The sequence below is a fragment of the Maledivibacter halophilus genome, assembly GCF_900167445.1.
Classification (GTDB): Bacteria; Bacillota; Clostridia; order Peptostreptococcales; family Caminicellaceae; genus Maledivibacter; species Maledivibacter halophilus.
Genome location: NZ_FUZT01000005.1, coordinates 1 through 20,498, shown reverse-complemented (window position 1 = coordinate 20,498; position 20,498 = coordinate 1). Strand labels below are relative to the sequence as shown.

Here is a 20,498-nt window from a genome sequence, read left to right as displayed (position 1 = left end):
ATGATATTAGATCAATACGGAAAAAGAATAAGCTCTAAAAAACCAATACAAAGAGAAATAGCAGTGGCTGGAATTTACGATAAATACAGTGAATACCCTTCAGATGGTCTTACTCCAGTTAGATTAGCTCAAATATTTAAAGAAGCTGATACTGGTGATGTCTATAGACAAATGGAGCTATTTGAAGAAATTGAAGGTAAAGACTTGCATTTATTCTCACAGCTTCAGACAAGGAAAAACGCAGTAATTGGCATAGATTATGATATACTCCCCTTCTCTGATGATGAGAGAGACAAAAAGATTGCCGAATTCATTACAGATGCTATATCGAATATAGAGTCACTAGAGGATGTATTTATAGATCTGCTTGATGCAATAGGCAAAGGCTTTGCTGTTGGTGAAATAATGTGGAAACTTAAGAATAACAATGTATTGGTTGATGAGATAAAGTGGAGACATCAAAAAAAATTCTTCTGGGATGAACATGACGCAATGAAGGTCAGAACCGATAAAGAACCCAGCGGAATAAAGCTTCCTAAAAATAAATTTATAATTCATAGATATAAAGCCCGTTCTGGTCATCCGAGTAAGGCGGGAATTTTAAGAGTTGCAGCATGGATGTATCTATTTAAGAACTATGACATAAAGGATTGGGTTGCTTTTTGCGAAGTCTTTGGGATGCCCCTTAGACTAGGTAAATATAATTCTTCAACAACTGAAGAAGACAAAAACGCTCTGATGGAAGCTCTTATGATGCTTGGCAGTGATGCTGCTGGAATAATCCCAGATAGCACACTTATAGAATTTATCGAATCAAATAAAACAGCTTCTGCGGACATTTATGAAAGATTGGCTAAATTTTGTAATGCTGAAATGTCAAAGGCTATACTAGGGCAAACACTGACAAGTGAAGTTGGAAGTAGTGGCTCCTATGCTGCATCCAAAACCCACGGAGAGGTACGACAAGATCTTATAGAGGCTGACTGCAAGGCTTTAGCTCAAACCTTAAAAAGAGATTTAATAAAGCCTCTTTGTTTATTTAATTTTGGTACAGCAGAACGCTTACCCTATATTAAATTTCACTGCGAACCTCCAGAGGATCAAGAAAAAAATGCAAACACCTATGCGAAACTGATAAATGATATAGGGCTTCCAATATCCATAGAGCATATATATGAAAAATTTGGGATACCTAAGCCAGAGCCAGGACAGATAATAGCAAAGCCTAATAATAGTTTAGCTATGAAAGAAATTCCTGGTCAAATAATAGCTAATAAAACTAAGGTTAATAAAAATCCCATATCTGTAGAATATCAAAAAAAAATTGATGCCCTCGCAGATGGTGCCACTATAGAAAGCATCAAAATATTTAGGGAAATATTTAAGCCCCTAGAAAAGCTTATGGATGAATCTGATTCCCTTGAGGGCATGAAAAAGAAATTAGAAGATTTTAAAATTGTTGAGAAGCTATATAAGGAAATGGATAATCAAGAGCTCGAGGAGCTTCTTCACAGGGTAATGTTTGCAGCTGATATTCTTGGAAGGATGAGAGAGAATGCTGAACATCCAAAAGATAATTAATAAGCCCCTGAACTTTGAAGAAGCTATAGAATATTTTAAAGAGAAGATACCAGTAACTTCAGGGGAATTCTATTCGATAAAAGAAGATTATAAAACAAAAGCCTTTACTGTATCAGGTTATACATCCTTAGAAATTCTCAAAAAGTTTAAGGATGAATTAGTGAAAGCCCTTAAGGATGGAATAACTTCAGGGGAATTTAAAAACAGGATGAATGATTTTCTTGCTAGGAAGGGTTATGAGGGAATAACCCCCTATCAAGCAGATAATATCTTCAGAACAAATATTCAGACTGCATATAATGTTGGCCACTATAAGCAGATGACAAAGCCTGAAACTTTAAAGGCGAGGCCCTACTGGATATATGATGCGGTAAATGACAGAAGAAGCAGACCTACACATTTAGCAATGGATGGAAAAGTGTATCCCGCTGATCATGAAATATGGGACACATGGTATCCTCCAAATGGCTATAGATGCAGATGTAGTGTATCAACATTATCTAAAAGACAGGTTGAATTGAAAGGTCTTAAGATTGAAACTGAAATTCCAGTTATGGTAGAGCCTAAGGGTGGTGTTTTAAGAAACCTAATCCCCGATAAAGGTTTTGAGACTAATCCAGCAAAAACAGTTTTTGAGCCTGAACTTTCAAAATATCCTATGGCTTTAGAAAAGGCCTATAAAAAAAGAATGGATAAAAGCTTGTAACGGTTGAAAATACTAATAAATTTAAGCGTAACTTGATAGTATTTCCAAATAGAAATAGAAATATACATAAATCATCCGTTTAAAGGCCCTTATTTAAAGAAAAAGTTACCAAATAATAGTAATACACCTTTCCTATACTGGTAACGCAAAATAACGCAAGGTAACGGGGTTGTAACGCTATACAAAAATATAATTTACAGGTGATTATAGATGAAAATGAAAAACAGAGGTTTTTTCATAATAGCAAATAGTATAGATATAGATGGGATTCCTGAAAAAATCAAAATACTTCCATTGGGGCTAGTTAAGTCTAGAAAAGGGCCCTTTAAGGTTGATAAAGAAAGCTTTAAGTGTATGTACAACTATTTCAAGGATAGAAAGATTGATGTTGTAGTGGATTATGAGCATCAAACCCTTGAAGGAGTTCAAGCTCCTGCTGCTGGTTGGGTAAAGGATATAGAGTACACAGAAAAAGGTATTATGGCAAGGGTGAAGTGGACTGATAAGGCTAAAGGGTACCTTGCTAATAAGGAATATAGATATCTTTCTCCAGTGATTTTTAAGAGGAAAACCGATGATAGAGCCACGGTGCTACACTCTATTGCACTGACCAATACTCCGGCTATAGATGGCATGGAGCCTATTATAAATAGTTTAGATATTGATCTAGAAGGAGGAAATAAAGAAATGGAATTTTTAAAGAAATTAGCACAGCTATTAGGATTATCAGAAGATTCAACAGAAGAACAAATATTTGAAGCTATTAAAAAGCTTAGCGAAGCTTCAAATGAAAAGGAAGAAACAGAAACAATTGCAAGCAAGGAAGTCCTTGAAGCTTTAGATCTTAATGAAGGATCCACTCTTGATGATGTAAAAGGCAAAATCATTGCATTGAAAAATCCTGCTGGGTATGTTTCAGTTAGTGAGTTCAACAAGCTGAAGGAAAAGATTGAAAAAAATGAAAGTGATGAATTAGTAAAGATGGCTTTAAGCACAGGAAAGATCACACCGGCACAAAAAGAATGGGCTGAAGAAATAGCCCTTAAAGATCCTTCTGGATTCAAAAAGTTTATCGATACAGCCCCACAGGTAGTTCCCCTTGATGAAATTGGTGGAGGCGATGACGATAAAACAAAAATAAAAAGTAGTGCTGAAGAGATAAGTGTCAACAAAATGCTTGGAGTCAGCCAAGAGGACATTGAAAAGTATGGAAAGGATGATAAATAATGGCACTTGCAGCAGGAAGAAATACTCCAGAAAGACAAGTAAGCTGCTTGGTACTTCCAGTAAAGGCAGGAATCAGAATATTTGAAGGGTCACTTATAACCTTAGCCTCAGGATATGCTGTTCCAGGGTCAGAAAGCGTGGGACTCACAGCAGCAGGAAGGGCTGAAGAATATGTTGATAATACCGAAGGGCAAGATGGAGATGCCACTGTAAAAGTTAAAAGGGGCTGCTTTAGGTTTGAGAATGATCAAAATGATCCAGTTTTACAGTCTCATGTGCTTTCAAACTGCTATATTGTTGATGATGAGACAGTATCATCATCGGATGGATCTTCTTCAAGGTCTATAGCAGGAAAAGTAATTGCAGTTGATACCTATGGCGTATGGGTTGAAATAGAATAAATTTATAATTTAGGAGGAATGAAAAATGCTTGTTAATCAACAGGTTTTACAAAGTATATACACAAATTTCAGGGTGATTTATAACAAGGCTTTTGAAAATGCGAAGCCATTATATACAAAAATTGCCACTGTGATTCCATCTAGTACAGCCAAGGAAAGCTATAAATGGCTTGGAAAGGTTCCACGCATGAAGGAGTGGATAAGCGATAGAGTTATTCAAAATTTATCAGCCTACGATTATGAAATCAAGAACAAGGATTTTGAAGTAACTGTATCAGTAGATAGAAATGACATTGAAGATGACAGCATCGGAGTATACAGACCAATAATTCAAGAGATGGGTAATTCTGCTGCTATGCATCCTGATGAGCTGGTTTTTCCCTTATTAATAAATGGATTTACTAACAAATGTTACGATAAGAAAGCTTTTTTTGCTGATGATCATAAGGAAGGTAAAAGCGGTTCTCAAAGTAACAAAAGCACATATAAGCTTACTCTTGAAACCTATGGCGATGCCAGAGCTTCAATGATGAGTTTTAAGGACGACCGAGGGAAACCTTTAAAGGTAACTCCAAATCTTTTAGTGGTGCCACCACAGCTTGAGAGCCAAGCTAGAAGAATATTATATTCTGAGCAAATTGAAGGCACAACAAATATATATAAAGGATCAGCTGAGCTTTTAATTGCTCCTGAACTTTCAATCAATCCTACTGCTTGGTTCCTACTAGATGTATCAAGGCCAGTAAGGCCAACGATATTCCAGCAGAGAAAGAAGCCTAAATTTGTATCAATGACCAAAGAAAGTGACACCAATGTATTTATGAATAAAAAGTATATCTATGGAGCTGACTCCAGGGATAATGCTGGCTATGGATTGTGGCAGCTTGCCTTTGGTTCTACTGGTGAAGAAGACAAACCATTATAGGATGTGATTAAATGGGCTATTCTAGCATGGGTGAAGTACGAGAAATGATTAAGGATGATGCTGTTAATTCCATCATTGGAGATGAATATATTGAGGATGAAGCTCAGCGTGAAATAAAGATAAGTGAAATAATTAATGAAGCAATAAAGGATGCTGATGGGGAAATTGATGGATACCTTAATAAAAGGTACTCCACTCCCCTTCCCTCCCCTACTCCCAAAATAATAAACAAGTTTTCAAAGGATATAGCTGTTTACAATGTTTATTCAAGGATTGGAATTGATGAAGATGAAAGAGAAAACATACTGCTTATTAGATATAAAAGTGCTGTAAAATTCCTTGAAAATGTTGCCAAAGGATTAATTGACATTGGTATCCAAAGACCAGAAAAAAGAGCTGCAAGTGGCTTTAAAATTAATTCAAATAAAAGGCTCTTTTCAAGAAGTAGTATGAAAGGAATGTAAAATGCCAGGAATAAAACTTGAAGGAAATATTGATGGGCTTATAAATACGATTAAAAACTTAGAAGATTTTGATTACCAAGGACTAAATACTATTTTAGGAGAAGCCCTACTGTCTAGTACAAAGCAAAGATTTAAAGATGAAAAGGATCCAAAGGGAAAGAGATGGCAGCCCTCTATAAGGGCAAAGGAAGAAGGAGGCCAAACTCTTACAGATGAATCTGAGCTTAAAAATTCAATTAAAAGTAAAGCAACTCCTGAAGGTTTTGCTGTAGGTACAAACAAGATTTATGCTGGAACCCATCAATTAGGAGGCAAATTCACCATAAGGGCTAAAAACAAAAAAGGTCTTAGATTCAAAATAAATGGTAAATGGATAACTAAAAAGGAAGTCAATGTCAATATGCCTAAAAGAGAATTCCTTGGCATATCTAAAGAAGATATGGCAGAAATAAAGGCAACTTTAGAAGAGAAAGTAAGGGATCATATAGATGATTAGCAAATACAAGGATTACCTTGAAAAGAAACTTGTAAGTGCTGGCATTAAAAGAAAAGTCTATAGAAGTATGAAGGAGCTTAAAGCTTCAGGAGCTGTTCATATTGGAGCTGTTTTGTTTGAAGATGAGAAATTTCAAAAGGACGGGTCAAAAAAAATGTATACCTTAGAAAATGGAACTAAGGTTAAAAGAATCAAAAAACTTACCAGAAAAACACAAATGACAGTAATAATAGGAGACTACAGCGAAGAAAAATGCGAAGCAATATTTAGTGAATTTTTAAAGGGTATAGGTGCTGGAATTGATGATGGGAATGGAAACTATGTGGAAATAAATATTTTAAAAAGCTATTGGGTAGATGAAAAGGACAGCATACTAAAAAGCAAAATAGCTGTACAAATTCTCATCGAATTTATAGGTGGCGTTTATGTAGATGTACCATTTGTAAAGATTAATGAAATAGAAATAACCGGTACTGAAATTGGAACATAAAGGAAGTGATTCTGTGAAAGCTAAAACTAATTTGACTTCAATTGAAGAATTAAAGAAAAAGCATAAAATATCCCAGCCAGTTTATATAGGTCTTAAAATCTATAAAAAATGGGCCGATGGGAAAAAAGTAAGTGAAAAAGAGTTTCTTGATGCAGCTAAGAAATTTCTAGAATCTTCTATTGATAAAGGCGGTGAATAAAGATGTCATTGAATGATGTGAAGATTAAAATTGCCGATGGTGGCCTTGGAATATCATCTGCTGGCGGTGATGGCATACATGTCAAAATCGGTGTATCAAAGGCCGAAAAAAACAAGCTTATAGTAATAAATAGTTCAATGAAGGTTAATGAAATAAAGGATGTACTTGGCCACAGCCCCCTAGCAGACGCTGTAATGGATAGTATAGGGACTGGAGCATCTACCATTTATTGTATTCCTACACAAGGAACTGAGGCAGGAAGCATTGGCGATGTAATACATAGTGGTACAGGTGAGGCGACCTATACTGTATCTGGCACACCGAAAAACAGCTATGAAATAATTATTGAAGTCTTAAAAGATGGAGGTTTAAACGGAGCCACCTATAGATATTCAATTGATGGTGGAAACAGCTTCACTGGCGAAAAAACTATCCCTACAGATGGAGAAGTAACTATAGAAAACACTGGAATCAAAATAACCTTTACTGAAGCTGCTGATCCAGAAAACTCCTTTAAGATAGGAGATGTATACAGCTTCAAAACAACTGCTCCCAAAATGTCAAATCAAGAAGTTTTAGATGCTATATCTACTACTGAGGATGCAGTTTTTGAATTTGAATACATCCATATAGTTGGGGAATCAGATGCCCCTATGTGGGCGGCTGTGGCAACTCAAGCTGATATTTTATTTAGCACTTACTTTAAGCCAGTATTCATAATATGTGAGGCAAGAAATAAAAAAAAGGAAGAATCTATAAGCGAATACGTGGAAAGCCTTATTACTGCAAGGAATAGCGTAAATAACTATAGACTTCAAGTAGTTGCTGCAAGGGCTGAAATAGTTTCACTGGATGGGAAAATACGAAACAGCAATGGGGCTGGGGATGTTGCTGGATTATACTCAAAATCCAATGTCTCTCAATCCATTGGAGAGGTTTCAGAGTTTCCCTTAAATAATGTTATAAAGCTTTTACCAGAAGGAATAGAGCCTTATATATCTATTCTTGATCAAGCAAAATTCGTAACCTTTAGAAGATATATAGGTCTTGAGGGCTTTTACGTAACTAACGGAAGAATGTTTGCTCCCGATGGCTCTGATTATCAATATGCAGAAACTGTCAGAACTATAAATAAAGCTGTAAGGGAAATAAGAAAACAAGCCCTTTTTAACATCCAAATGCAGCTTGATCCTATAAATATAGAAGGAAGCATCAATCTACTTAAGGAATTTCTTCAAATTCCCCTTGAAAACATGACAGATGATAAAGAAATTGCATCTGGGGAAGTCATTATTCCAAAGGGGCAAAACGTACTAGGTACATCAAAACTCAAGGTGAAGGTAAAGGCAGTTCCCATGGCTATAATGAGGGAAATTGAAATTGAGTTTGGAATGGAAAACCCATTTAAATAGGAATGAGGTGGAAACATGAAGGTAAATGGAAAAAGATACGATTGGTCAGATGTAGATATACATCTGACAGGCTTAAACATAGAGCTTTTGGAAATAAGCTATGATGATGAACTTGAAAAGGAGCTGCAATATGGAAAAGGATCTAAGCCTAAGGGCTATGGAACTGGAAACTATAAGCCCACTGCCAAAATATCCTTATCCAGAGAAGAATTTAACATTCTTTTAGCATACTGCAACAAAAAGAAGATTTCTTTATATATGCTTGAAATACCTAAAATAGTAGTATCCTATGCTAACGATAACTACCCTACTCAAACCGATGTACTGCCCCAGGTATCAATAACAAAAACATCCAATAAAGCAGCCCAGGGAGATAAAAGTCTAAAGGTTGATTTGGATTTACTTGTATCCGGTGTAATAGTAAGAAATGGCGTTAAGGCTATATAAAAATTCGCAAATAAAATTGCAAAAGGAGGAAATTAAAATGGATAAAAATAGAATTGATGAATTAAAGGCTAAGCACGGAAAGATATACCTTATAACCACTACTGTAGTTGATGAAGATGGTGAAGATAAAGAAGTTGAATTCATATTCAAAAAGCCAAGTGTTCTAACCTACAACAGGTTTATCAAGGATGCTTCTAAAAAGCCTGCTCAAGCATTTAAGAATCTAGTAATATCAGGAATAATTGATGAAGATAGAGAAAGGTTAGAAAAAATCCTAGAGGAATTTCCAGCAGCAGCTTCATCTATTGCCAAGGAATATCTTAGACTGATGGGACTAAGTGATATCACAAATTTGAAGATATTATAGATCAGAAGATATGTGAAATAAAGGAAAACTTTATTTCCTATGGGGGTCTTCTGCTCTATAGATTCCTAGGCGTAAGAGAAATAAAAGATATGGATATAGATGAGTTTTTAAAAGGGGTTGCCAAGGCTAAATGTCTTCAGGAAATAGAAGAAAATATAATAGCAAACGCTATATCAGATGTATTCGGTGAAGAAGAATAAAAGAAACCGACTATTAATCAAATGTCGGTTTCTTGAATCGAATTATCTGTCCATAGAATATAGCAGCATATTTTATTTCTTTGAAGACAGAATTAGTTTTTCTGAAATCCTTTGATAGATTATGTTGTTCTTTATACATGCCAAGATAAAACCAATATGGAGTACAAAAAATTGCCATCAAGATAAAAAAAGGAACTATAACCCCGACGCAAATACATAATATTCCTAAAAGCAGATATAGAGTAAAGGTAAGCATATCTTTAACCTCCTATAAAAACTTATTATATTTTTAGTATACCCTATTTAGCAAAATTTAACAATAAGGTGGTGGGAAAATGGGTGGCCTAGATACTATTTTTAAGCTTTCAGTCTTTGTAAATATGATAGATAACCTTACCGGGCCATCAAGGCAAATTAACTCAGCGGTAGATTCAACAACAAAACGACTTGACAATTTAAGACGAAGCTATGCTGAGACAGCCCAGACCGGAGCTATAGTCAGTGCTGCCGGAGTCGGGATAACAAAGGGGGTCTTATCCCCCGTTGAAGCCACCTTTGAAACACAAAAAGCCCTTGGGGAGCTTTCATCTGTAGGAATTGAAAACATGGAAGCCCTTGAAAAGGCTGCTGTAGAATTTTCCAACACCTGGTCTGGAACCACAAAGGCTGAATTCATTAGCTCCGCCTATGATATCAAATCAGGAATTTCCTCCCTTGCAGATGAAGGAGTTGCTCAGTACACAAAGCTCTCAGGCCTTACAGCAAAGGCTACAAAGTCATCGGTTGATGAAATGACCTCCTTATTTGCCACTGGATACGGTGTGTATAAGGACTTTTATTCAAATATGAGCGATATAGAATTTGGAGAAATGTTTTCAGCGGGCATATCAAGATCAGTAAAGCAGTTTAAGACAACTGGATCACAAATGGCCCAGGCAATAGAAACCCTGGGGGCATCGGCGACCACTGCCAAGGTACCCCTAGAGGAGCAGCTTGCAATTATGGGGATGCTCCAAGCTACAATGTCGGGCAGTGAAGCTGGCACAAAGTACAATTCCTTTATAAAAAATGCTGCAAAGGCCGGCAAGGAATTAGGCCTTACCTTTGTGGATACAAATAATGAGCTTTTATCCCTTCCTGAAATATTAGAAACCTTAAAGGGCAAGTTTGGAGAAACCATGGATGCTGCTGAAAAGTTGGAGCTTCAAAAGGCCTTTGGAAGACAAGAAGCTGTGGCCCTTGTTGATCTCCTTTACAACAAAACTGGGGATCTTCAAAGAAATATTGTAGATATGCATAAATCAATGGGTAAGGGAACTGAAATAGCCGAGGAAATGGCGGGAGTTATGAACAAAGACCCTGGAAGCCAATATGAGCTTTTGAAGCAGCAGGCCCACAATCTTAAAGAAGAGATGGGCAAGTCCCTTATACCAACTGTCCTAAGCCTTATAAAAACTGGAAGTCAGCACATAGAAAATATAACCAAGTGGGTAAATAAAAACAAGGAACTTACCTCTATTATTATGAAGGTAGTTTTAGCTGTAGGTATATTGATTACCATATTCGGAGGAATGCTTGCAGTTTTCGGCATAGGAGGAATGGTAGTTACTACTGCGATTAAAAACATGGTAATATTTAAAGGCGTTATTGGTAAATTAGGCTCTAATACGTTAAAAGCCGCCAAAGGAGTAGGCAGCCTCACCCTGAGGGTTGCTAAAATGGGACTGGAAATGGTTAAGACTGCTGGTGTAGGGATTAAAAACTTTGCTCTAGGCATCTTCAACATGACTAAGCAGGCTGTAATAGCAGGAGCTAAGGCTCTTCCGGGTTTGATAGGAAGCGTGTGGTCTTTTACAACAGCCCTATTAGCAAACCCTATTACATGGATTGTGATTGGGGTTATCGCCCTTATTGCTGCTTTATATCTACTTTGGAAACATTTTGATAAGGTATCAAGCTTTGTTTCAGGAGTATTTAACGGAGCTTTAAATTTAATAGGAAATGCCTTTGGCTGGGTTAAAGAAAAGGTGGACAGTCTTCCTCAAGGGTTTGTTTTACTACTTTCAGCTATATTTCCAGTTATAGGTATTCCGGCTCTTATAATCAGGAATTGGGATAAGATAATTTCCTTCTTTAACAACCTTTTTAGCAACCTTACAAGCTTGTTTAGGGGGCTTCCAATAAAAATTAAAGAAGCTGTTCTTCAGAAGCTTAACATCTTTAAGGAGTCAGGAAAAAAGATAATGGAGACTTTAGGAAAAGGGATTACCGATGGAGTTATGGCTCCTATAAACGCTGTTAAGAAGGGGCTTGCAAAAATAAGAAATCTTCTCCCCTTTTCCGATGCAAAGGAGGGCCCCTTGTCTCAGCTTACTCTTAGTGGTAGAAAAATATTTCAGACTTTATCAGCGGGAATGGAAATTGAAGCTCCTATATTAAAAAGAACAACAGAGCTTGCCTTTGCAGGAATGATAAATCCAGCAATGCCCCAATTTGAAAAGGCTTCTTTTGGAAGGGATCGAAGGATTGAGAAGATTGATTTAAAGGAAATTATCAAGGAAAAGGATAGCCAAAGCAGAGAAAAAATTTATTACAAGGAAGATGATAAGAAAATAATTATAGAAAAGCTTGAACTGAAGGTGGAAAATATCAAGGATATCGCCCAGTTGATGGATATTATCAAGGAGCTTGAGGATCAAGTTGAGTCTGATACAGATGATGATGGAGATGATATTTAATGATTATAGTAGATACTGATATTGTTAAGGTTGGAGGTGTAATCCTCCCTGGAATCTTTCAAAAGCTAGAAATAGATTCAGATGTAAAGGTTGATGAGGTTGATGTTAAGGGAAAGTCAGTCAAGCCAAAGCAGGCCACGGGCTATGAGGATGCAAAAATAAAGCTTGTCATAGGACTTAGACCTAATAACCAGGAGGATGAGTTTGAGCAGCTTTCAAGGATTCAAAACATTTTTAAAAGACCTGGACAAGAAAAACCGAAGGTCTATGAAATATTCAACAAGCATTTGAATACTAGAGGCATTACCAGGGTTATCTTCAAAAAGCTTACCTCAAGGGAAGATAATAATAGCAATATCATAAAGGTTGTATGCGAGTTTTGGGAATACATTCCTATTACTATAAGATCAACAAAAACATCTTCAGTATCAAATAATAATGAGTCTAGTATTAGCCCTAAATTAAATCTTATTAATGAGTACGAAACCTATTTAGAGGAAAGAAACAGCCCAATAGATAAAAGCAAAGCAACAGCAGCTATAGATGATGATATTGTTTGGAGGCCTTACTATGTTAAATGAAGAGTTCTTTTACCCCACTGTAAGTGTTAAGATAGGTTCATACTTTTTTGATACTGGTGTAACTTTTGATGTCTTTTCATCAAAGGAGAAGCATTTTGACTGGGCGAAGGTAAGGTTTACGAAAGAATTTGTTGATAAAGTAAGTTTTAACAAAATGGATGATGTGAAAATTTATTTAGGATATTCCGGAAATAATGAAGCTATATTTGATGGTTATGTGAAAAGAACTGTAAATACTGGGATGACATTAGATAACGAAATTGTGGCAAAGGATGAAATGATAAAGCTTGAGGAGACACGAATTACAGAAACTTTTCTAAATGTATCCCCTCAAGAAATAATACAATATGGCCTAGATAAGGCTGGAATAAAAAACTATAAAATAAAATCTCAAACCTTTGTAAAAAAGCCTACGCTTGTAGTTGCACGAAAAAATATTGTTGAACTGATGGGTGAAGTAAATAGAATATGGGGAATAAATGAAAGATTCTTCTTTTTAGATAAAATATTTTACTGGGGAGAAATTCCAGATCAAGATGAAATTTACGAGTTTATATATGGCGAAAACATTATTAATATGACTTTCAAAAATGGATTTTGGGTTTTTGAAACGATATCAGCTCCTTTTGTAAGGCATTCTCACAAAATTAATGTAACCCACCCAAGTATATCGGGGATTTTTGAAGTCTATAGAGTGCATTATTCTGTTAACGAAAAAGGCTTTCCAAGGACTGAGATTTATTTCATATAGAGCATGGAGGAAAAATGGATCTATACAATTTAATCGTTAGAACAATTAGAAAGTTTTTAAAGGAGAAACATCCTGACCTTTATTCTATCCATTATCCAGTAAAAGCAGTTGTCACAAAATCTTATGAAGTTTTTGTTGATATAAGGCTCCTTGATAAGTATGGAAAGGCTAATGATGAGTACCCTGAAATACCAAAAGTAAAAGTGAGAAATAGTTACATGGTTGGGGATGTGGTAAGAGTCGGATTTTATTACAATGATTTAGGTATGCCTTATGTAGATGGAAAGGTTGATTGACTGTGAGTACAATTGAAGAATTAATTGGGTCTGACATCTTAATTGATGATCAAGGGAATTTTGTTAGGGCTCCTGATGGTGATGCTGAAATTGTAACTGAATATGATTGCCTAATTCAGGAAATTAGAAATGAAATGAATACACAGCCTGGCGATCTTTTCTATGACAAAGAATATGGTTATGGGCTTTTAGAATTTATACAAAAACAAAACAATGAAATAAATAGACTGGAATTTACCCAAAGAATAAAAACTAAGCTTTCAAGGAATGAATTTATAAGTCCTGACTCTATAAAAGTAAATATTTCTAATTGGGATTTAAAAGCAATTACAACAAGTGTAAAATTTAGGATTTTGGATAAAGAAATTGAGTTAGCACTCACTGTGGCAGATAGAGTTAATGTTGAGGTGGTGAACGTGTAATGGATGAAAAGGATCTTAATTCAATTCTTCCTATACCTAACCTAGATGAAATGAGCAATCAAGTAGAAAAAGAGCTTGATGCCAATGATTTTAAGATTAAGAATTTTAGAGCTGGCAAGATATTTAAAGCATTGGAAATGATATTTCTTAAGTCGGTAAATGAACTCTACAAGTTGCTGTTACAAGTAGTATCTATGGTTTTTTTACCAGATGCTAAAGGCGTTTGGCTGGATTTAAAGGCAAGGGAATTTGGGAAGGAAAGAAAACAAGCAATCAAAACTGAGGGAAGCATAACAGTAGGCAGAAACACAAGTGATGGGATGTCTAAACAGATTCCTAAAGGAACTATATTTAAAACTGATGTCTACCAAAATGATAAAATTCTACGGTTTATATCGACGAAAACTGTAGTTATGCAAGCGGATGATCTAAAGGCATATATTCCTGTTAAAGCTGAATTCCCTGGGTCTATATATAACGTGTCTTCTGGTATGATAAAATATTCGGTTCAGCATATTCCAGGCATTGATTATATAACCAATGAAATCAATTGGCTAATCAAGGAAGGAACTGATGAAGAGAGTGATGATTCCTTAAGGAAAAGATGTGAAAACACTTGGGCTGAACTTGCTGCCTTTCCTATTGGAGACACCTATAGGTCTTATGTAAATAATGTTAATGGGGTACTTACTGTATTTGTTGATGACCAGCATCCAAGGGGACAAGGAACCATCGATATAATTGTTACTGGAGTTGCAGGCCTTCCCACTGAAGCACTTCTTCAATCAGTTAGAGAAAAGATTGAAGAGATTAAAGGACCATATGATGATGTCTTGGTTTATGGGCCTGAAGCGATTTATCAGGATATTGATGTAACTGTTTATATAGATGATATATATGGAGATGAAACACAAATAAAATTAGAAGCAGAAAATATTATAAAAAGTTTATTTACCATAAATGATGAGAATTCAGGAAACAAACTATATAGAGCTAAGATAAGCCATAAACTTATGAGTATAGAAAATGTAATTAATGTGATAGTTAATAATCCCTTGGAGGACGTATCTTTGGAGATTAAAAATCTTATTATACTAAGGGATGTTACGGTAAATGTGGTCAAGGAGAGTAGTTAATCATGAAGTTTACTGAATATTTATGGTATCTAGCTCACAGACCATTAAAATTATCAGAACCTAGTGAAAGTGATGCATATAAACTATTTAAAGTATTAGGGAATGTTTTAGACCAAGTAAAAGAAAAAATATTTCTAATAAGAAGACAGGCTCTTATTTACACCGCTTCTGGAAAGGCTCTTGATAAACATGGAGAAGGAAGAAAATTAAAAAGGTTTGCAGGGGAAACCGATGAGAGTTACAAAAAAAGGCTATTGGCAAAATGGGAAATAGCTATTATGGCAGGAAGCAAGAAAGCTATTTTACTAACTTTAAAAGCTCTTGGTTATGAACAATCCTATATAGAACCCTTTTACGTACACGATCCTGAAAGATGGGCTGAGTTTATTATTTATCTTGGAAGCGTTAAGGCTAGCGATATAGATGATATCGGTGTCATAAATAAAGAAATTATGAAGGTTAAATCCGCAAGTAGTTTACCATCCTACGGGATAGAAGAAAGTTCAAATATAAGAATTGGATCAAGCTTCCGGTCTGGATATTCAAGATTACCTTTATGCAATACAATATCATGCGGAATGTGGCCACAACCTAACAATCAAGGTAAAGCGTTTAATAGCATGTTAAATGTAGAATCCTTTAGCAAGAATGTTCAAGTAAAATATCCAAAAGCAGGCTTTACAAATGCTTCTAATGAAAAGTATATAAAGGAAATATATGCTCAATATTGTGATTTTAAATCAGGGTTTAAAACTTTTGAAAACTTACAAACAAGAATAATTGAATATATAAGGTGTAATCAAATTTTGTCAGGGGTTTATCCAGATAAACAAACCATTGCTAAAATATTTGAAAGCTATCTAGAAATAGATAATTACAATAAAGATGGTTTGAGCGAATACCCCTTATGCGGTATAGCGAGATGTGAAGGAAGTGATTTTAATGAAGACGTTGACTAATATAGGTATCAGGAAGCAGGCCCAAAGATTTATAAATTCTCTATCTCATGCTACCTATGAGTTGAATGGAGATGAAAAACAAATTGATATTTTCAAATCATCTATAGATGATAATACTGTCAAGATATATGTGTATCTTGATGATTCTGTAGAAGGTGAAATTGATAATATAAAACTTATTGATATAGATGGCGATGCTATAGCTCATGCATCTAGAGTTTTTATTAAGCCTTCCCAAAAAGGCTTATATACTGTTTTTAAGTATAGGTTTGTAGAAGTGGAGGGATAGAAGATGGATAGGTATGATAAAAATTATTGGAAAGATCATATTGTTGATATTGATACAGAAGAAGTAATTCAAGAAGGCACTCCAATAAGTGCTAGAAGGATGAATCACATTGAGGATGGTATATACAATGTAACAGATGAAACAATTAATAATTCTAACAACATAACAAGTCTTGCTGTAGAGGTTGCAATTTTAAAAAATGCTTCGCTGAATAATTTAACAAATAATGTATTCTTTGAAAACTTTGATAATCTGGATAGCGTAGAGATTGAAAATGGAATATATGACCCAGTTGAAAAAAAGATTTATGTATAAAGTTGCTTGCAGCAAGAGTGAGCTAAGCTGTATTATATCAAACTTATTTCAGGAGCTGCTTCCTATATGTGATAATTGCAAGAATGATACTATCAGGATAAAGGGTATAGTGGCTGGGACTGATAAAGTGGCATCTATTGAAATAACTGACTATGGATGCAACTACTATGGCGATATTGCAGCTATAGAAAACATTAGAGAAAAAAGGTGTTTACAATCATGCAGCCTTTAATATTACAGAAAAAAGCTGAGGTCTTTTTAAATTCTATCTATCCAGTATTACAAAGGTTTCCAAAGGCTGAAAAGTTTTGTTTATGTCAAGAGATAAAGCAAGCTTGTTACAGAGTTATACGAAATGTTATGATGGCAAATGCTTTAAAGAAATATAGACTTAAATATTTACATGAAGTGGATGCAGACCTTAAGCTGCTTCTTGTATTATTCGGTATAGCCAGAGAACAAAAGTATATCAGCAAAAAGAAAGCTATGGAGCTACAAGATAAAATATCAGAGCTTGGAAGAATTACTGGCGGCTTAATGAAGAAAGCTTAATATATGCAGGGTTGGCTCTGTTTGACGTCCTATCGTGCTATTCGTGGCAACAATTCGGCTCGGAGGTGGAACTACAATACTGCGTCGAATCGTAACGATGACATCGGCTGGCGTCCCGCCCTGTAAATACCGTTTGACTGGTGCGTTTACGGATTCACCAGCATGACCCTAGAATTTCAGGGGAGAGCCAATCCTTCACCTTCAGGTGTAAACACATGAACAAGTCATTTTTGCCAAGCCTAGAAAGAGGATGCCATAATGACGAAGTTATTTAATAAAGTAATTGATTATAAAAACCTTGAAGTTAGCTATAAGAACACCAAGAAAGGTTGTCGCAAATTTAGAAAAGATACTATTCTCTTTGATATGTGCAGAGAAAGAAACTTAGTCAGGCTCTGGCGAGAGCTGAAACACAAGAGGTATGAAATGGGCTCATACATTAGATTTAAAGTATATGAGCCAAAAGAAAGAATGGTGAGTGCCCCAAGAATCAAAGATAAGATAGTCCAATTTGCAGTCCATAACATACTTCAAGAGGTTTACATGCCAGTATTTATTAATACGTCATATGCATGTTTAGAAGGAAGAGGAACTCATAAGGCTGTTGAAAATGTGCAGCACAACATGAGGCTTTGCAAGTGGAAATATGGAGATGGATGGGTTCTTAAAATGGATGTCAGAAAGTTCTTTTATTCAATCAATAGAGATATCCTGAAAAATATCTTGAGGAAGAAAATCAAAGATACTGATATGCTTTGGCTCTTGGATAAAATCATAGATTCTTCTCCAGAAGGAGAAAAAGGCATTCCGCTTGGGAATGTTACGAGTCAGGATTTTGCTAACATTTACCTCAATGAGGTAGACCAGTTCGCAAAGCGATACTTGGGAATCAAGTGGTATACGAGATATATGGATGACATTATCATTGTTACAAAAACAAAACATGAAGCTCAGGAGTATCTTGGAAAGATTAAGTGGTTCCTGAAGGAAAAGCTTGACCTTGAAACTAATAGAAAGACTAAAATTTTTCCTATAAGTCAAGGTGTAAATGCGTATGGTTACAAGATATGGACTACTCACAAGCTTCTTAGAAATCAGTCTAAAAGAGCTATGAAAAGAAGAATCAAGGCAATGGATAAAAAGCTGAGAAATGGAAAAATGACTGAAAAGGAAGTTGTTCAAGCTGTTAATAGTTGGCTTGGACACGCAAGACATTCAAATAGCTTTAATCTTTGTAAAAAGATATTTAAGAAATATCCTTATGTAAAAATTGAAAAGGAAGGTGAATACTTTGGCAGAATATTTAGGAGTTGTTGAACTGGGAGCTCTTTATAAAAATGGCATAGCTCAAAACAGACCCTCTAAACCATGGAGAATAAGCAGTGAGCCAGTCAGCGGTATTGGCGTTGGCGACATCTCCGATTTTGAGTCATTAATTGATATGTCAAAATGGACTTTAGGAGATACTCCCTCTGACTCTGCTAAAAAACTGAAGTGGGTTAAAATTAAGGACGGAGACAAAACTCTCCTTATTTGTGACAGGGTAATTCTTGTGAATGTTTCATGGAATGACCTCAATAGTGAGAACTATATTACTGGGAAAACAATAACTATAGATGGACAGCAGTGCAAAGTAAGGCTTTTGACTGGTGGAAGCAACAAAAGGAATGATAATTATTATGCAGGAGGAACACCAATAGATAACGAATGGGATAGATTTATTACTAGGGAAGAATCAATTTCAGGGCTTCCCTCTCCTACTTCTAGCGATTTAGATACTACAAGAGATATGACGGATAAAAATAGTACGCATAATCAATTTTGGAATTGGATGGGAGTATATACTTGGTGTCAAGAGGTTTATTCTTCCAACACGTCCTATCGTGCTATTCGTGGCGGCAGTTCGGCTCGGTGGTGGTTCTACGGTACTGCGTCGGGTCGTACCGGTGACCTCGGCTGGCGTCCCGTCCTTGAAATTCTGAACTCTGCCCCTCTGCTTTCTGGCTCAGACACCAACTTTGGGGATAAAAATTCAGACTTTCAAATAACGTACCAAGTCAATGACACTGATTCTGAGGATGTATTGACGATTAGGGAAAAACTTGACGGAGTTGAACAAAAAGTTATTAGTCCAGCACAAAGAAATTTCCAGTATACCATTGATGTTGATATTGATTCGTTGAGCCTTGGAACTCACACTGTATCAATTGAGGTATCAGATGGAAAAGGAGCTTCAGCAACAAGGACTTACACTTTCAAAAGAACAAATGCAGCTCCAACTATAAGCGGTCAAGACCAAAATCTTGGTGACAAAAATATTGGTTTTCAAGTTGTTTATCAAGTAACAGACAGTGATAATGACTCAATTACAGTTAAAGAAAAGCTTAATGGTGATATCATAAGAATTTTAAGTAACGCTCCAAAGGGTCAGGATATAACAATAGATATAGACAATGACACTTTATATGCTTTGCCTCTTCTATCCTCTAATACAGTTACAATTGAGGCTGATGATGGCAATGGAGGGGTATCTTATAGGACTTACACCTTCAGAAGAACAAACACAGCACCCTTAATTTCTGGAACAGATGAAGAACTTGGAGAGATAGCGGCTCCTATGACAAGGGATTATATCGTGACTGATGCTGAAGGTGATACCGTAGTAATCACAGAAAAAATAGACGATATAGTAATCAAGAGCTTTGTGGCTACTTTAGGGGCTTCAAACACTGTTACAATACCAAAAGAAGAATGGCTAAAGCTTACAAATGGCTCCCATACACTTAAAGTTGAAGCTACTGACTCCAATGGTTCTACTTCTATAAGAAACTTCAATTTTATGAAAAGCGAAACAAAGATAAAACTTGCTCTTAAAGAACCTTTTGAGACAGACGCTAAAGCGAGTAAAATACTTGTTACGCCTTCATGGAATATCGAAGGTGCTACAGCAACAGTTGAAGCTTGTAATAATGGTTTTGATGAAATCCCCACATGGGAAGATATAACTTCTCAAGTGGCACAAAATAGACATTTTAACTTTACTAACGAAGTAAAAACTGCCGAAAAATGGGGAGTCAATATCAAAATCACTATTGATAAAAATCCAGATAATGAAAATGAGGTTTCAATTAGAGGATTTGGAGGTGCTTTTGAGTAATGAAAATGATAAATAGAAAATCTATTATGGAAATAAGGCAAGAAGAAGAAGAAAAACAAATACAAATGCTTTCAGAGTTGTACGAAGGAATGGCTGATTTGTTCGAGAGAGTTCTAGTTCTTGAGGAGAAAGTTGCAACTTTAGAATCTAAATAAAGGAGGGAATAAAGATGATTAAACAATATATGGTAAAAATTTACAGTTTTCTCATTAAAGCTGGGAAAAGAGAAATTGAGGGTATTCCTGAAAGTTATCAAATACCAGTGGCTGAACACCTTGCACATCAAGAAGAAAACCAGTAAAATAGAGAAAAGCAGGCTCGAAAATATGAGTCTGCTTTTTTGCCAAAAATCATGCGAAAATTTGCAAAAAAAATTGCGAAGCTACA

The 20,498-nt window shown here is 35.7% G+C and carries 28 protein-coding genes; 27 read left to right on the top strand and 1 reads right to left on the bottom strand.

Annotated elements, in window-relative coordinates:
* The 12 genes from B5X81_RS10330 to B5X81_RS10275 all read left to right on the top strand — a co-directional run bounded on the left by B5X81_RS10330 (position 1) and on the right by B5X81_RS10275 (position 8,715).
* The gene (locus tag B5X81_RS10330) at positions 1 to 1,581 is read left to right on the top strand and encodes a DUF935 domain-containing protein (protein WP_079491543.1); all 1,581 of its coding nucleotides are present in this window, start codon (positions 1 to 3) and stop codon (positions 1,579 to 1,581) included.
* Entirely contained in the window at positions 1,556 to 2,287 is a 732-nt protein-coding gene (locus B5X81_RS10325; RefSeq protein ID WP_079491541.1) for a phage head morphogenesis protein, read from the top strand. The genes B5X81_RS10330 and B5X81_RS10325 overlap by 26 nt, the downstream gene beginning before the upstream one ends.
* 210 nt (positions 2,288 to 2,497) lie before the next feature.
* Positions 2,498 to 3,514, top strand: coding sequence for a phage protease (locus B5X81_RS10320; protein ID WP_244282056.1), 1,017 nt, complete (start codon positions 2,498 to 2,500; stop codon positions 3,512 to 3,514).
* Positions 3,514 to 3,915, top strand: a complete 402-nt coding sequence (locus B5X81_RS10315) for a hypothetical protein (protein WP_079491539.1) — start codon at positions 3,514 to 3,516, stop codon at positions 3,913 to 3,915. Before B5X81_RS10320 ends, B5X81_RS10315 begins: the two co-directional genes overlap by 1 nt.
* Before the next feature lie 25 nt (positions 3,916 to 3,940).
* Positions 3,941 to 4,840 (top strand): Mu-like prophage major head subunit gpT family protein, encoded by a 900-nt coding sequence (locus B5X81_RS10310; RefSeq protein ID WP_079491537.1) that lies wholly within the window; start codon positions 3,941 to 3,943, stop codon positions 4,838 to 4,840.
* 11 nt (positions 4,841 to 4,851) lie between these two features.
* Positions 4,852 to 5,304 carry a gp436 family protein gene (locus B5X81_RS10305; RefSeq protein WP_079491535.1) on the top strand — a complete coding sequence of 151 codons (453 nt, stop codon included), beginning with the start codon at positions 4,852 to 4,854 and terminating at the stop codon, positions 5,302 to 5,304.
* 1 nt (position 5,305) lies between these two features.
* Positions 5,306 to 5,800 carry a phage virion morphogenesis protein gene (locus tag B5X81_RS10300; protein WP_079491533.1) on the top strand — a complete coding sequence of 165 codons (495 nt, stop codon included), beginning with the start codon at positions 5,306 to 5,308 and terminating at the stop codon, positions 5,798 to 5,800.
* Entirely contained in the window at positions 5,793 to 6,290 is a 498-nt protein-coding gene (locus B5X81_RS10295) for a hypothetical protein (protein WP_079491531.1), read from the top strand. Before B5X81_RS10300 ends, B5X81_RS10295 begins: the two co-directional genes overlap by 8 nt.
* A 13-nt stretch (positions 6,291 to 6,303) precedes the next feature.
* Positions 6,304 to 6,489 carry a hypothetical protein gene (locus B5X81_RS10290; RefSeq protein WP_079491529.1) on the top strand — a complete coding sequence of 62 codons (186 nt, stop codon included), beginning with the start codon at positions 6,304 to 6,306 and terminating at the stop codon, positions 6,487 to 6,489.
* A 2-nt stretch (positions 6,490 to 6,491) separates the two neighbouring features.
* The gene (locus B5X81_RS10285; protein WP_079491527.1) at positions 6,492 to 7,901 is read left to right on the top strand and encodes a DUF2586 family protein; all 1,410 of its coding nucleotides are present in this window, start codon (positions 6,492 to 6,494) and stop codon (positions 7,899 to 7,901) included.
* A gap of 15 nt (positions 7,902 to 7,916) precedes the next feature.
* Positions 7,917 to 8,348, top strand: a complete 432-nt coding sequence (locus tag B5X81_RS10280; protein ID WP_079491525.1) for a hypothetical protein — start codon at positions 7,917 to 7,919, stop codon at positions 8,346 to 8,348.
* A gap of 37 nt (positions 8,349 to 8,385) precedes the next feature.
* Positions 8,386 to 8,715 (top strand): DUF6848 family protein, encoded by a 330-nt coding sequence (locus tag B5X81_RS10275; RefSeq protein WP_079491523.1) that lies wholly within the window; start codon positions 8,386 to 8,388, stop codon positions 8,713 to 8,715.
* A gap of 213 nt (positions 8,716 to 8,928) precedes the next feature.
* On the opposite strand, the gene B5X81_RS10265 is transcribed toward B5X81_RS10275, so the two are convergent.
* Entirely contained in the window at positions 8,929 to 9,171 is a 243-nt protein-coding gene (locus B5X81_RS10265) for a hypothetical protein (RefSeq protein WP_079491520.1), read from the bottom strand.
* Between the two features lie 79 nt (positions 9,172 to 9,250).
* Here B5X81_RS10265 and B5X81_RS10260 point away from each other — a divergent pair, with 79 nt between their 5' ends.
* The 15 genes from B5X81_RS10260 to B5X81_RS28410 all read left to right on the top strand — a co-directional run bounded on the left by B5X81_RS10260 (position 9,251) and on the right by B5X81_RS28410 (position 20,412).
* Positions 9,251 to 11,653: a phage tail tape measure protein gene (locus B5X81_RS10260; protein ID WP_079491518.1), complete on the top strand. Its 2,403-nt coding sequence runs from the start codon at positions 9,251 to 9,253 to the stop codon at positions 11,651 to 11,653.
* Positions 11,653 to 12,234 carry a hypothetical protein gene (locus tag B5X81_RS10255; RefSeq protein ID WP_079491516.1) on the top strand — a complete coding sequence of 194 codons (582 nt, stop codon included), beginning with the start codon at positions 11,653 to 11,655 and terminating at the stop codon, positions 12,232 to 12,234. Before B5X81_RS10260 ends, B5X81_RS10255 begins: the two co-directional genes overlap by 1 nt.
* Positions 12,224 to 12,985 (top strand): hypothetical protein, encoded by a 762-nt coding sequence (locus B5X81_RS10250; protein WP_079491514.1) that lies wholly within the window; start codon positions 12,224 to 12,226, stop codon positions 12,983 to 12,985. The genes B5X81_RS10255 and B5X81_RS10250 overlap by 11 nt, the downstream gene beginning before the upstream one ends.
* A 14-nt stretch (positions 12,986 to 12,999) precedes the next feature.
* The gene (locus B5X81_RS10245) at positions 13,000 to 13,281 is read left to right on the top strand and encodes a hypothetical protein (RefSeq protein ID WP_079491512.1); all 282 of its coding nucleotides are present in this window, start codon (positions 13,000 to 13,002) and stop codon (positions 13,279 to 13,281) included.
* Positions 13,282 to 13,283: 2 nt separating this feature from the next.
* A complete protein-coding gene (locus B5X81_RS10240) occupies positions 13,284 to 13,703 on the top strand; it encodes a contractile injection system sheath initiator (RefSeq protein ID WP_170917364.1) in 420 nt (139 codons plus the stop codon).
* Positions 13,703 to 14,839 (top strand): baseplate J/gp47 family protein, encoded by a 1,137-nt coding sequence (locus B5X81_RS10235; RefSeq protein ID WP_079491508.1) that lies wholly within the window; start codon positions 13,703 to 13,705, stop codon positions 14,837 to 14,839. Before B5X81_RS10240 ends, B5X81_RS10235 begins: the two co-directional genes overlap by 1 nt.
* Positions 14,840 to 14,841: 2 nt before the next feature.
* Entirely contained in the window at positions 14,842 to 15,798 is a 957-nt protein-coding gene (locus tag B5X81_RS27790; RefSeq protein WP_208985034.1) for a serine/arginine repetitive matrix protein 2, read from the top strand.
* Positions 15,782 to 16,087 carry a hypothetical protein gene (locus B5X81_RS10225; RefSeq protein WP_079491506.1) on the top strand — a complete coding sequence of 102 codons (306 nt, stop codon included), beginning with the start codon at positions 15,782 to 15,784 and terminating at the stop codon, positions 16,085 to 16,087. The genes B5X81_RS27790 and B5X81_RS10225 overlap by 17 nt, the downstream gene beginning before the upstream one ends.
* A gap of 3 nt (positions 16,088 to 16,090) precedes the next feature.
* Positions 16,091 to 16,402 carry an inorganic polyphosphate kinase gene (locus tag B5X81_RS10220; protein ID WP_079491504.1) on the top strand — a complete coding sequence of 104 codons (312 nt, stop codon included), beginning with the start codon at positions 16,091 to 16,093 and terminating at the stop codon, positions 16,400 to 16,402.
* Positions 16,380 to 16,634 carry a hypothetical protein gene (locus B5X81_RS10215; protein WP_170917363.1) on the top strand — a complete coding sequence of 85 codons (255 nt, stop codon included), beginning with the start codon at positions 16,380 to 16,382 and terminating at the stop codon, positions 16,632 to 16,634. Before B5X81_RS10220 ends, B5X81_RS10215 begins: the two co-directional genes overlap by 23 nt.
* Positions 16,622 to 16,954 (top strand): diversity-generating retroelement protein Avd, encoded by a 333-nt coding sequence (avd, locus tag B5X81_RS10210; RefSeq protein WP_079491500.1) that lies wholly within the window; start codon positions 16,622 to 16,624, stop codon positions 16,952 to 16,954. The genes B5X81_RS10215 and avd overlap by 13 nt, the downstream gene beginning before the upstream one ends.
* Positions 16,955 to 17,212: 258 nt before the next feature.
* A complete protein-coding gene (locus tag B5X81_RS10205) occupies positions 17,213 to 18,271 on the top strand; it encodes a reverse transcriptase domain-containing protein (protein WP_079491498.1) in 1,059 nt (352 codons plus the stop codon).
* Entirely contained in the window at positions 18,246 to 20,111 is a 1,866-nt protein-coding gene (locus B5X81_RS10200) for an Ig-like domain-containing protein (RefSeq protein WP_330397369.1), read from the top strand. The genes B5X81_RS10205 and B5X81_RS10200 overlap by 26 nt, the downstream gene beginning before the upstream one ends.
* On the top strand, positions 20,111 to 20,266 hold the full coding sequence (locus B5X81_RS27380; protein ID WP_170917362.1) for a hypothetical protein: 156 nt from the start codon (positions 20,111 to 20,113) through the stop codon (positions 20,264 to 20,266). The genes B5X81_RS10200 and B5X81_RS27380 overlap by 1 nt, the downstream gene beginning before the upstream one ends.
* A gap of 14 nt (positions 20,267 to 20,280) precedes the next feature.
* Positions 20,281 to 20,412 (top strand): CD1375 family protein, encoded by a 132-nt coding sequence (locus tag B5X81_RS28410; RefSeq protein ID WP_280175263.1) that lies wholly within the window; start codon positions 20,281 to 20,283, stop codon positions 20,410 to 20,412.
* Positions 20,413 to 20,498: the final 86 nt, after the last annotated feature.

Coding starts and splice junctions, on each gene's coding strand:
- B5X81_RS10330 (WP_079491543.1), top strand. CDS start 1: ATGATATTAGATCAATACGGAAAAAGAATAAGCTCTAAAAAACCAATA.
- B5X81_RS10325 (WP_079491541.1), top strand. CDS start 1,556: ATGCTGAACATCCAAAAGATAATTAATAAGCCCCTGAACTTTGAAGAA.
- B5X81_RS10320 (WP_244282056.1), top strand. CDS start 2,498: ATGAAAATGAAAAACAGAGGTTTTTTCATAATAGCAAATAGTATAGAT.
- B5X81_RS10315 (WP_079491539.1), top strand. CDS start 3,514: ATGGCACTTGCAGCAGGAAGAAATACTCCAGAAAGACAAGTAAGCTGC.
- B5X81_RS10310 (WP_079491537.1), top strand. CDS start 3,941: ATGCTTGTTAATCAACAGGTTTTACAAAGTATATACACAAATTTCAGG.
- B5X81_RS10305 (WP_079491535.1), top strand. CDS start 4,852: ATGGGCTATTCTAGCATGGGTGAAGTACGAGAAATGATTAAGGATGAT.
- B5X81_RS10300 (WP_079491533.1), top strand. CDS start 5,306: ATGCCAGGAATAAAACTTGAAGGAAATATTGATGGGCTTATAAATACG.
- B5X81_RS10295 (WP_079491531.1), top strand. CDS start 5,793: ATGATTAGCAAATACAAGGATTACCTTGAAAAGAAACTTGTAAGTGCT.
- B5X81_RS10285 (WP_079491527.1), top strand. CDS start 6,492: ATGTCATTGAATGATGTGAAGATTAAAATTGCCGATGGTGGCCTTGGA.
- B5X81_RS10280 (WP_079491525.1), top strand. CDS start 7,917: ATGAAGGTAAATGGAAAAAGATACGATTGGTCAGATGTAGATATACAT.
- B5X81_RS10275 (WP_079491523.1), top strand. CDS start 8,386: ATGGATAAAAATAGAATTGATGAATTAAAGGCTAAGCACGGAAAGATA.
- B5X81_RS10265 (WP_079491520.1), bottom strand. CDS start 9,171: ATGCTTACCTTTACTCTATATCTGCTTTTAGGAATATTATGTATTTGC.
- B5X81_RS10260 (WP_079491518.1), top strand. CDS start 9,251: ATGGGTGGCCTAGATACTATTTTTAAGCTTTCAGTCTTTGTAAATATG.
- B5X81_RS10255 (WP_079491516.1), top strand. CDS start 11,653: ATGATTATAGTAGATACTGATATTGTTAAGGTTGGAGGTGTAATCCTC.
- B5X81_RS10250 (WP_079491514.1), top strand. CDS start 12,224: ATGTTAAATGAAGAGTTCTTTTACCCCACTGTAAGTGTTAAGATAGGT.
- B5X81_RS10245 (WP_079491512.1), top strand. CDS start 13,000: ATGGATCTATACAATTTAATCGTTAGAACAATTAGAAAGTTTTTAAAG.
- B5X81_RS10235 (WP_079491508.1), top strand. CDS start 13,703: ATGGATGAAAAGGATCTTAATTCAATTCTTCCTATACCTAACCTAGAT.
- B5X81_RS27790 (WP_208985034.1), top strand. CDS start 14,842: ATGAAGTTTACTGAATATTTATGGTATCTAGCTCACAGACCATTAAAA.
- B5X81_RS10225 (WP_079491506.1), top strand. CDS start 15,782: ATGAAGACGTTGACTAATATAGGTATCAGGAAGCAGGCCCAAAGATTT.
- B5X81_RS10220 (WP_079491504.1), top strand. CDS start 16,091: ATGGATAGGTATGATAAAAATTATTGGAAAGATCATATTGTTGATATT.
- avd (WP_079491500.1), top strand. CDS start 16,622: ATGCAGCCTTTAATATTACAGAAAAAAGCTGAGGTCTTTTTAAATTCT.
- B5X81_RS10205 (WP_079491498.1), top strand. CDS start 17,213: ATGACGAAGTTATTTAATAAAGTAATTGATTATAAAAACCTTGAAGTT.
- B5X81_RS27380 (WP_170917362.1), top strand. CDS start 20,111: ATGAAAATGATAAATAGAAAATCTATTATGGAAATAAGGCAAGAAGAA.
- B5X81_RS28410 (WP_280175263.1), top strand. CDS start 20,281: ATGATTAAACAATATATGGTAAAAATTTACAGTTTTCTCATTAAAGCT.